The sequence below is a fragment of the Alcanivorax sp. HI0044 genome, assembly GCF_001634945.1.
Window position 1 is genome coordinate 1 of the sequence record NZ_LWEZ01000393.1, and the last position, 1,023, is coordinate 1,023.

Below are 1,023 nucleotides of genomic sequence, written 5' to 3' on the forward strand. Positions count from 1 at the left end.
CCAGTGATTCGCGAGCCAACTTGCGCCGCTCAGGTTCAGACCGGTCCGGGTAACACAGTGACAGATTCACTTCTGATACCCGGCGAGCATCGGTGGGGAAGGCGGCGATCAACCTGCCAAGGAGGGTGGCAGCCCAGCGATTGAGTGCGAATGGCAGGCAGGCAATCAGTCGCAGTGCGGTAACGGCGGTAATGCCTTTGATGCGTTGTGTTTTCGGATTGGTTCGTCGTCCCATGGCGGGAGAGTATAAGGGGCTCAGCGCCAGGGCGCAGCATTCTTTCTCCTTCTTCTTTGAGTATCCATATGAGCAAGGGGCGTGATGTTTTGTAAGGTTTTGTGCGATTGACCTGACGCTCACAAGCCGGGGCACAGCATCGACCCGTCAGTACACATCTCCGGGAGAAATGTATGAAGTCCAGGGCAGCACAGAACAGTCCGCCAGAAGGTGGCAGCGACGCCGCTCCATCACCTTGCCAATCACAACATCGCAGTTTGAAAACCTCTACTGGCAACTTCTCAGCCACGCTGGCGCTCATGGTAAAGTCAGCCTTGCTTGCAGGGGCAGGGCTGATCCTTGCTGGCTGTGGTGGGGATGACTCAACAGAGTTTATTGACCGACCAGTCCCTGTAGTCATTGAAGAGGACCCGGTGGCTGAAGGGAAAACCGTTTTCCGCTTTGAAACCTTCGGTAACCAGCGTTTCTGGACAGACTACATGCAGCTGCCCCAGGGGATTGCCGGCGCCGGGGTTACCCCTCTGGCTGCGCTGTCGCTGGGATTGAATGTCAATGTCGAAGCGCTCAGTCCGGGCACGGCATCCGCGCTACTGGATGCGCTGGATCAGATCGAAGGGGGGGCGGATCCTGCGGATACAGTGCTGAACAACCCCCAGGTGACTCTGGCGCTCATCAATGAAGGGGCTGTTATCGGGGTGGTTCCCTTTGCGGCCGATGGTACCCGCAAGCCCCTGGGGAGTGATCCTGCCTTCAACCCGGGTGACGGACTGGACCTTGCCCGAGGTGAC

At 58.2% G+C, this 1,023-nt stretch carries 2 pseudogenes; one reads left to right on the forward strand and one right to left on the reverse strand.

The window, feature by feature from the left end:
- Window positions 1-235 (reverse strand): annotated as a pseudogene (locus A3730_RS04825) (lipid A biosynthesis acyltransferase); the annotation flags it as partial.
- Between the two features lie 413 nt (window positions 236-648).
- On the opposite strand from A3730_RS04825, the pseudogene A3730_RS04830 reads away from it, so the two are divergent.
- Window positions 649-1,023, forward strand: a pseudogene (locus A3730_RS04830) (hypothetical protein); the annotation flags it as partial.